Annotated in this window: 10 protein-coding genes; 7 read left to right on the top strand and 3 right to left on the bottom strand. The window is 73.2% G+C overall.

Annotated elements, in window-relative coordinates; genetic code table 11:
* The coding region (locus LX15_RS33745) for an ATP-binding protein (RefSeq protein WP_372502817.1) at positions 1-138 on the top strand (138 nt) is incomplete at its 5' end.
* A gap of 396 nt (positions 139-534) precedes the next feature.
* On the opposite strand, the gene LX15_RS29865 is transcribed toward LX15_RS33745, so the two are convergent.
* Positions 535-792: an SH3 domain-containing protein gene (locus LX15_RS29865; RefSeq protein ID WP_253674285.1), complete on the bottom strand. Its 258-nt coding sequence runs from the start codon at positions 790-792 to the stop codon at positions 535-537.
* 189 nt (positions 793-981) lie between these two features.
* On the opposite strand from LX15_RS29865, the gene LX15_RS32830 reads away from it, so the two are divergent.
* Together LX15_RS32830 and LX15_RS29855 are read left to right on the top strand one after the other, a co-directional pair.
* On the top strand, positions 982-1,848 hold the full coding sequence (locus LX15_RS32830; RefSeq protein WP_308213539.1) for an NUDIX domain-containing protein: 867 nt from the start codon (positions 982-984) through the stop codon (positions 1,846-1,848).
* 75 nt (positions 1,849-1,923) lie between these two features.
* Positions 1,924-2,274, top strand: coding sequence for a cupin domain-containing protein (locus LX15_RS29855; RefSeq protein ID WP_253674283.1), 351 nt, complete (start codon positions 1,924-1,926; stop codon positions 2,272-2,274).
* Positions 2,275-2,452: 178 nt separating this feature from the next.
* Here the strand turns inward: LX15_RS29855 and trpS are convergent, their stop codons facing one another.
* Complete coding sequence (gene trpS, locus LX15_RS29850) at positions 2,453-3,424, bottom strand: tryptophan--tRNA ligase (protein WP_253674282.1); 972 nt, start codon at positions 3,422-3,424, stop codon at positions 2,453-2,455.
* A 236-nt stretch (positions 3,425-3,660) separates the two neighbouring features.
* Here trpS and LX15_RS29845 point away from each other — a divergent pair, with 236 nt between their 5' ends.
* The gene (locus tag LX15_RS29845) at positions 3,661-3,957 is read left to right on the top strand and encodes a YciI family protein (protein WP_253674278.1); all 297 of its coding nucleotides are present in this window, start codon (positions 3,661-3,663) and stop codon (positions 3,955-3,957) included.
* 86 nt (positions 3,958-4,043) lie between these two features.
* The gene (locus LX15_RS29840; protein WP_253674276.1) at positions 4,044-4,343 is read left to right on the top strand and encodes a YciI family protein; all 300 of its coding nucleotides are present in this window, start codon (positions 4,044-4,046) and stop codon (positions 4,341-4,343) included.
* Positions 4,344-4,522: 179 nt separating this feature from the next.
* On the opposite strand, the gene LX15_RS29835 is transcribed toward LX15_RS29840, so the two are convergent.
* The gene (locus tag LX15_RS29835) at positions 4,523-4,666 is read right to left on the bottom strand and encodes a hypothetical protein (RefSeq protein WP_253674270.1); all 144 of its coding nucleotides are present in this window, start codon (positions 4,664-4,666) and stop codon (positions 4,523-4,525) included.
* 196 nt (positions 4,667-4,862) lie between these two features.
* On the opposite strand from LX15_RS29835, the gene typA reads away from it, so the two are divergent.
* A complete protein-coding gene (gene typA, locus LX15_RS29830; protein WP_253674268.1) occupies positions 4,863-6,794 on the top strand; it encodes a translational GTPase TypA in 1,932 nt (643 codons plus the stop codon).
* A gap of 563 nt (positions 6,795-7,357) precedes the next feature.
* A complete protein-coding gene (locus LX15_RS29825) occupies positions 7,358-9,061 on the top strand; it encodes an ABC transporter family substrate-binding protein (protein ID WP_253674266.1) in 1,704 nt (567 codons plus the stop codon).
* Positions 9,062-9,109: the final 48 nt, after the last annotated feature.

Below are 9,109 nucleotides of genomic sequence, written 5' to 3'. Positions count from 1 at the left end.
CGGGAGAGCGGCGGCGCGGGCCTCGGGCTGGCCCTGGTGGCCGAGACGGTGCGCCGTCGCGGCGGGACCGTGTCGGTGGGGGACTCCCCGGAGGGCGGCGCCCGGTTCGAGGTCCGGTGGCCCGCCTCGCCGTGGTGAGGGACGGGCCAACCTCCCTCGCCCGGTACAGCCCCCACCCGCCCGGGGGGCGAGCCCCGCGTCCAGCCTATTCGCCGGCACACCAGCCCCGCCACACACCAAGATCAGCATGTGGACAACCTCAGAGCCTGTGGATAACTCGCCTCACCATCAGGCGAAAACACAACAGGAAAGAGTGAGACCGGTTGACAACCGGTACCCCGCCGCAGCCAGCACACGCACCCAGGCCGCATTTCCGTCAGGTGACGGAAATGCGGCGTCCTCGGGACCCTCCGATCCCGAGGACGTCGTCACATCACCAGGCGGTGATCAGCCGGTGAACTCGATGCACATGCCGGCGATGTAGCGGCCCCGGCCCAGCGGCACCCAGCGGTCGTCGTGCCGGCCGCAGGCGGTTTACCAGCCACCGGACACCACGTGGCCGGTCGCGCACACCCGCTGACCCTTGTTGATCACGCCGACGGCGGTGGCGCTGGTCCTCGGCGCGTTGCGGATCTTCAGCGACTCGGTGGCGCGCCAGCGGCAGTCGGCCGAGGCGGCGGCGGCCTGCGGGGCCGAGGACGTCTCGGCGGAGGCCGGGACCGCGAGGGCGGCCGTGCTCAGGACGGCGGCGGCGCAGACGCCGGCCGCGGCGAGGAACGTGCGCATGGACATGCGGTTCTCCCCCAGAAAGATCGGTCAGTGATTGACCCGGCAAACGCTAGTGATCACCGTGGCTGGCCACCCGGGTTTCCGCGCACTGTGGCGCAACTCTCCGCGTGACCGGGAATGACCCGCTGTTCGGAAGGCGGGGAACGCGACGCGGGGGCGGGGCGGGCCGAGGGCGTGCCAGGATCGGCAGACGTGCCCGTCCTGCGCAACACGCTGCTGACCTCCGCGCCACCCCGTTCGGTCGCCGCGGCCCTGCTCGACGTCGACCTCGCCCGGCGCGTCGCGGCCCCGGCCGAGCTGGTCGCCCACACCGCCGCGCCCGGCCTGTTCACCGAGGGCGACGAGGTCGACTTCCGCCTGCGTGGGATCCCGCGGGCGCGGCTGCGCACCCGCGTGCTCCGCATCGGCATGACCGGCATGAGCACCGTGCTGGTGGCCGGCCCGCTGACCCGACTGCGGCACGAGGTCACGCTCGCCGAGACCGGCGCGGGCACCCTGGTCACCGACAGCCTGGAGTGGACGTCCCCCTGCGGACCGCTCGGCCGGGTCGCGGACTCGCTCGTGGGGCGGCGGCTCGTGCTGCGGGTGCTCGCGAACCGCGCGCGCGGACTGCGGGACAGGGCCGAGGAGCTGGCCGCCGCTCCGGTCGTGGTCGGCGCGGCGATCGTCAGGGAGGGGCGTTTGCTCGTCCAGCAGCGGGCCTATCCCGCCGAGTGCGCCGGCCGGTGGGAGCTGCCGGGTGGGCGGGTCGAGCCGGGGGAGACCGACGCCGAGGCCCTGGTCAGGGAGTGCCGGGAGGAGCTGGGCGTCGAGGTCGTCCCCGGCGACCAGGTCGGGCCGGACATCCCGCTGCCCAACGGGAAGGTGTTGCGCCTGCTGGCCGCCCGGTTGGCCGACCCCGCCGCCGAGCCCCGGCCGTACGACCACCAGGCCCTGAGCTGGAGTGCCGCCGCCGACCTCGTGGACATGGACTGGTTGCCCGCCGACCGGGTCGTGGTGCCGGACCTGCGCCGCCTGCTCGCCGCGTCCGGCCCTGCGGGAGCCGTCGCCCACTCCTAGTCTCGTGCCGGAGGCTCGTCCCCTCGGCCGGGTCGCGAGGGACGCGGGCGGAGCGCGGCGCCGAGGAGGTGCGCGATGGGTGACAGCACGATCATGAAGGTGGACGGCAGGCACTCGCCCCGGGGCGCCCTGGGCCAGGTGTACCTGGCGACCGGGGTGAGCCTGAGCATGCGCCTGTGGCGGGACGAGCAGCCCGACGCGGACAAGCCCGAGGTGGCCAGGGACTACGAGACCGTGGGCTACGTGATCAGCGGTCGGGCCGAGCTGCGCAGCGAGGGCCAGACCGTGCTGCTGGAACCGGGCGACTCCTGGGTGGTGCCCAGGGGAGCCCGGCACACCTACCGCATCCTCGAACCGTTCACGGCCGTGGAGGCCACGCATCCACCGGCCCAGGTCCACGGCCGCGACGAGCACGGCGTGGCCTGAGCACGGCGTGGCCTGAGCACGGCGTGGCCTGAGCACGGCGTGGCCTGAGGACCGCGTGGCCTGAGCACGGCGTGGCCTGAGGACCGCGTGGCCTGAGGACCGCGTTTCCGCCCGTCGACCGCCGAAGCCGGCCCGGGGAAGTGTCGAGGTGTCCCCGGGCCGACTCGTTGGCGGTCGGTCAGCGGAGGCCGACGACCTCCAGGGCGGCGTCGAGGCGGGGTTGGGCGCGGCGACGCGCCCGTTCCGCGCCGGCCCGGCGGACCCGGTCCAGCTCGGCCGGGTCGTCGAGCAGCTCCACGGTCCGTTCCCGCACCGGCCGCAGCGTCTCGACCACGGCGTCGGCCACGGCCGCCTTCAGCGCGGCGTAGGAGTCGACGGTGCCGGCGGCGGTGTAGGGGCTGACCCCGGTGCACGCGGCCAGGATCTCCAGCAGGTTGGCCACCCCCGGCTGTCGCTCCGGGTCGTACCGCACCTCGCCCACGGTGTCGGTCACGGCGCGCTGGATCTTGCGGCGCACGGTGTCCGGCGGGTCGAGCAGGTAGATCGTCCCTGGGGAGTCCCCCGAGGACTTGGCCATCTTGCGCGTGGGGTCCGCCAGGTCGCGCACCCTCGCGGCGACCTGCGGCAGGACACCCCTGGGCACCGTGAACACCTCGCCGTAGGTGTTGTTGAACCGCCGCGCGAGGGTGCGCGCCAGCTCCAGGTGCTGGGTCTGGTCCTCGCCGACCGGCACCTCGTCCGCGCCGTGCAGGAGGATGTCGGCGGCCATCAGGACCGGGTAGGTGAGCAGGCTCAGCCGCACCGACGCCTGCCCCTCCGACTTCTCCTTGAACTGGGTCATCCGGTTGGCCTCGCCGAACGTGCACGTCGACTCCAGCAGCCAGGTCAGCGCGCCGAGCTGGTCCACGAGGTCGGACTGGACGAAGACGCAGGCCACGTCGGGGTCGATCCCGGCGGCGAGCAGCACCGCGAGCTGTTCCCTGGTCCTGGCGCGGAGCCGGCCCGGGTGGTGCGGGACGGTCATCGCGTGCAGGTCGACCACGAAGAACATGTCGTCACGGCCGTGGGCGGTGGCCCACCGCCGCACCGCCCCCAGGTAGTTGCCCAGGTGGATGGCGCCCGTGGGCTGGATCCCCGAGAGCAGGGTCATGGTCTCCTCCTCGTCTCAGCGCCGCCCGCGGCGGGAGGAGGACCACAGCGTCACCGGGGCCACCCGCCGAGGGCGGCCATCCGGTCTGCGCGTGCGCGTCGTTGGGGCCGCCGTCAGGCGGCCCACCACTGGGTGGACGACACGATCACGCGCACCCGGTCAGGCTAGCGCCTCACCCCGTGGTGCTGTCCAGCGTCGACCGAGCGGGCGGTGGGGACCGGCACTAGCCTCGATGGGTGTACGTCGTGCTGCTGAACTTCACCGCGCCCCTGGACCAGGTCGACAACTTCCTGCCGGACCACGCCGCGTGGTTGGCGGAGCACTACGCCTCGGGTGACTTCCTCGTCTCGGGTCGCCGGCACACCCGCGACGGAGACGTGATCATCGTCAGGGCCATGTCGAGGGGGAGGCTGGACGCGATCCTCGCGTGCGACCCGCTGGCCGTCCGCCGACTCGTCCATCACGAGGTCCTGGAATTCCAGGCATCGAGGACGAGTCCGGCACTGGCCGCGTACGCCGAACCGGTGAAATGATCCTCACAGCGTCACCGTGGCATCAATATTTCGTGGACTTCTGGTCTCCGAGTGAATACCCGCGCGTACGGCGCTACCTTTCTTCCATGTACGTAGCGCTGCTGCACCACCTCGCGTCGGTGGAGGAAATCGCACTGGTGCTTCCCGAGCACGCCGAGTGGCTGGCCAGGGAGCACGAGGCGGGGAGCTTCCTGGCCTCGGGACGTTGCCGCTCCGGCGCCGCGCAGATCATCCTGGTCGGCCCGATGCCGAGGGGGAGGCTCGACGCCCTCCTGGCGACGGACCCGCTGGTCCTGCGCAGGCTGGCCCGGTACGACGTGATCCAGTTCGACGCCACGAGGACGGCGCCGGCGATGCTGGCGTTCAACGAGGCGCTCGTGAGCTGAGGGACGCCCCGCGCTCCGTGTCATTAATGGTTCTTGGGTTTTTCCTGGGGAAGGCCGGAGCATAATTCCGGGAAGGTCGGCCGGTGAGCCGCTCGCGGCGGCGCCGAGTCGACCTTCCGGCCTGTTGCCGGCATTCGGGCGTCACGGTCCCCCCGCGTCCCGCGTCGCGGCGAGCGGGGTCAGGAGGCCTTCTTGGCCCGCTCCCTCTCCTTGATCTTCAACAGGGCGACGACGGGGCACTTCTTGCAGCGCGGCTTTGATCGACAGCACTTCTTGGCCTTCTTGCGCAGTTTGTCGATCTTCTCCGTCTTGTCCTTGCCCACGTCCCTCTCCCGTCGGGTGCGGACAGGACACTAAGGTAAGCCTTACCTGATCGACATGTGGCCCCGGCCACGGGGTGGGGCGGGCTAAGCTGGACGAGGCCGCGTGTGCGCTCGCCCTGCTCCGACTGTGCGCTGTTGCCCGGCGGCCTGATCCCCGTTTCCCCCGGACCCAGTCCTGACCCACGGGAGCACGCGCGTGCCTACCAGCACCGAAGCCCGCACGGCCACCCTGCCCGCGACCAGGGGCGACCTGCGCAACATCGCCATCGTCGCGCACGTCGACCACGGCAAGACCACGCTGGTCGACGCCATGCTGCGGCAGTCGGGCGCCTTCTCGGAACGGGCGGAGCCGGTCGACCGCGTGCTCGACTCCGGCGACCTCGAACGGGAGAAGGGCATCACGATCCTCGCCAAGAACACGGCGGTGCGCCGGCAGACGCCGGACGGGGTCGTGACGATCAACGTCGTGGACACCCCCGGCCACGCCGACTTCGGCGGCGAGGTCGAGCGCGGCCTGTCCATGGTCGACGGCGTCGTGCTGCTGGTGGACGCCAGTGAGGGCCCGCTGCCGCAGACCCGGTTCGTGCTGCGCAAGACGCTGGCCGCCGGCCTGCCGGTGGTGCTCGTGGTGAACAAGGTCGACCGGCCGGACGCCCGGATCGCCGAGGTCGTCGAGGAGACCCACGACCTGCTGCTCGACCTGGCCACCGAGGTCGGCGCCGACGACTCCGTGCTGGACCTGCCCGTGGTCTACGCCTCGGCGCGGGCCGGCAGGGCCTCGCTGACCCAGCCCGCCGACGGCGAGCTGCCGGACAGCGAGAACCTGGACCCGCTGTTCGACGTGCTGCTCCAGCACGTGCCGGGGCCCACCGCCGACCAGGACGCGCCGCTCCAGGCGCTGGTCACCAACCTCGACTCGTCGACCTTCCTCGGCAGGATCGCCCTGTGCCGCATCCACGCCGGCCGGCTGCGCAAGGGCCAGACCGTGGCCTGGTGCCGCGCCGACGCCGACGGCAACACCGTGGTGGAGCGGGTGCGGATCTCCGAGCTGCTGGTCACCGAGGCGCTGGAGCGGGTGCCCGCCGAGGAGGCCTCCGCCGGCGAGCTGGTCGCCATCGCCGGCATCCCGGACATCACGATCGGCGACACCCTCGCCGACCCGGAGAACCCGACGCCGCTGCCGCGGATCACCGTGGACGAGCCGGCGATCTCGATGACCATCGGCGTGAACAACTCGCCGCTGGCCGGCAGGGGCGGCGGCACGAAGCTGACCGCCCGCCTGGTGAAGAACCGGCTGGACGCCGAGCTGGTCGGCAACGTCAGCGTCCGAGTGCTGCCCACCGACCGGCCGGACGCGTGGGAGGTCCAGGGCCGCGGCGAGCTGGCGCTGGCCATCCTGGTCGAGACCATGCGCCGCGAGGGCTTCGAGCTGACCGTGGGCAAGCCGCAGGTCGTCACCAGGATGATCGACGGCAAGCTGCACGAGCCGTTCGAGAAGCTCACCGTGGACGTGCCCGAGGAGCACCTCGGCGCGGTCACCCAGCTCCTGGCCAACCGCAAGGGCCGGATGGAGACCATGAGCGGCCACGGCACCGGCCGCATCCGGCTGGAGTTCAGCGTGCCCTCCCGCGGCCTGATCGGGTTCCGCACGGAGTTCCTCACCGAGACCAGGGGCACCGGCATCGCCCACCACGTGTTCGACGGCTACCAGCCGTGGGTCGGGGAGCTGCGCACCCGGCACAACGGCTCGCTGGTCGCCGACCGGGCCGGCTCGGTCACCTCCTACGCGATGCTCCAGCTCGCCGACCGGGGCATGTTCTTCGTCGAGCCGGGCGCGGACGTCTACGAGGGCATGGTCGTCGGGGAGAACCCGAGGGCCGAGGACCTCGACGTCAACGTGTGCCGGGAGAAGAAGCTGACCAACATGCGCTCCTCCACCGGCGACGAGCTGGAGCGCCTGGCCCGGCCGCGCACGCTGAGCCTGGAGGAGGCGCTGGAGTTCTGCGCCGGCGACGAGTGCGTGGAGGTCGCGCCGAACGTGGTGCGCGTGCGCAAGGTCGTGCTGGAGGCCGCCAACCGCAAGCGCGAGCAGGCCAGGGCCAAGGCCCGCGACCGCGGCCAGGGCTGACGCGCCCGCCTGCGACGCCCCGGACCCCGAGCGGTCCGGGGCGTCGACGGCTCGGGCCCGGTCGCCGGTCCCGCGTCGGGTCCTGGTCGCCGGTCCCGAGCCGCCCTCGAAAGCGGCATTCGCCGCCCCGGAACGCGCGCGCCGCGCCGAGAAGGCGCACTGTGGCGCTCGGGGCGGCGCCCGTCGTCCGCGAGGGGACGCCGTGCCGTGCGACGACACGCCGCCGCCGGCGGGCGTCGCCGGTGTGGAGCAGGTCCCACTCGTTCGGATGACGGAACCCGGACGCGGGTTGGGACGTCCCTCACCGGGTGGTGTGGCGCGGACCGCGCCAAGATCACCGTCCCGGTGGGTGGCGTCCACCCGGTGTCTGGCAACCTCGTTGCCGGACGTCGGGGGGCCGGCCGGTGCGCCGGCCGTCGTCACCGCACGAGAGTTCGACCGCGCCGCCGATGCCGCCGACCCGTCGGCGCGGCGAGGATCCAGGGAGGTCTGTCCGCGTGGGCCCGTCCGCCCGGCACGAAGGACGCCGAGAACGGCGCCGGCAACGGCGCGGGACACCCCGGGTGCGCCGGCGCGGCCTCGGCCTGCTGCTGGTGGCGGTGGCCGGGCTGGCCGCCGTGACGGGGTGCAGCAACACCCCGCCGCCCCCGTTGGTGACCTCCCCGGTGGCCCAGACCTCGCCGTCCCGCTCGCCCGAGGTCAACGAGCTCGTGGTCGGGGTGGACGTCATCGGCGACGGCGGGCTCAACCCGCACGCGCTCGCCGACCAGAACCGGACCGCCGCCGTGCTGGCCCAGCTCATGCTGCCCTCGGTGTTCCGGACCGGGCCCGACGGCACCCCCCGGCTCGACCGCACCCTGATGACCTCGGCCGAGGTCACCCGCAGTGAGCCGTTCACCGTGACCTACTCCCTGCGGCACGAGGCGTCGTGGTCCGACGGCGCCCCGATCGCCGCCGAGGACTTCGTCTACCTGTACGAGCGGATGCGCTCGGAGCCGGGCGTGGTCGACCCCGCCGGCTACCGGCTCATCAGCAAGGTCAACTCGCGTGGCGGCGGCAAGACGGTCGAGGTCGTGTTCACCAAGCCCTACCCGGGCTGGCGGTCGCTGTTCTCCAACCTGCTGCCCGCGCACCTGCTCAAGGACGCGCCGGGCGGCTGGGCCAGGGCGCTGCACGACAGCTACCCGACCTCGGGCGGCCCGTTCAGCATGAACTCGCTGGACAGGGGGCGCGGGGAGATCGTGCTGGAGCGCAACGACCGCTACTGGGACCGGCCGGCCGCGCTGGAGCGGATCGTGCTGCGGGCCGCCGACCACGGCGGGTTGGCCCGCGCCGTGGACAGCGGCGACGACCAGGCGGTGCTGCTGCGCGCCGACGCCGTCGCGATGAACACGCTGCGCGCGTTGACCGGGGTGAGCCTGAGCACGGTGCCGAGGGCGACGGTCGTGCAGGTGTTGCTGCGCCCGAGCAGCCCCCGGCTGGCCGACCCGAAGGTGCGCGCGGCCGTGGCCGCCGCGCTGGACCGGCCGGCGCTGATCGCCGCCGGCACCGGCGGGGGTCCTGGCGCGGACCTCGTGGCCGACGCCCAGGTGCTGCCGCCGTCCCGACCGGGCTACACGGCGACCGCGCCGGGCTCGGGCGCGCCGACGCGGCCCGACCCCGAGGCCGTGCAGCGCCTGCTCACCGAGGCGGGCTACACCAAGACCGCCGGCACCTGGATCCGGGACAACCAGCCGTTGAGCCTGGTCATCGCGGCCCCCGAGAAGCAGGAGCCGTACGCGACCCTGGCGGCGCTGGCGCAGAAGCAGCTCACCGCGGCCGGGATCGAGGCGCGGGTCATCACGCCCGACCCCGACCGGCTGTACGGGCAGCTCCTCGCCGGGGACCCGACCAGTGGCGCGGACCAGGTGGTGGACCTGGCGGTGCTGCCGCGTGCGGTCGGCGGCGACGGCGCGACCGCGTTGGCCTCGGCCTTCGGCTGCCGCGTCGAGCTGCCGGGCGGCTCCCAGCAGTCGCCGCCGAACCAGGCCGGCTTCTGCGATCCCGCGCTCCAGCCGACGATCGAGGCGGCGCTGACCGGCGCGACCACGCTCGTCGACGTGGTGGCCAGGGTGGAGCCGGCGCTGTGGCAGCAGGCGGTGGCCATCCCCCTGTTCCAGCTCACGGACGTGTTGGTGACCCGCCCCGAAGCGGTGAACGTGACCGCCGGTCCGCCGTTGGCCACGCCGTTCGCCAACGCGGCGGAGTGGCGGCGCAAGCCGCGCTAGCCCGGTCGGGCAGGGTCCCGTTCCGCCCGTCGATCACTCGTTCGATAG

It is taken from the genome of Streptoalloteichus tenebrarius, from assembly GCF_024171885.1.
GTDB classification, from domain to species: Bacteria; Actinomycetota; Actinomycetes; order Mycobacteriales; family Pseudonocardiaceae; genus Streptoalloteichus; species Streptoalloteichus tenebrarius.
This window is presented reverse-complemented; position numbering and strand designations above follow the sequence as displayed.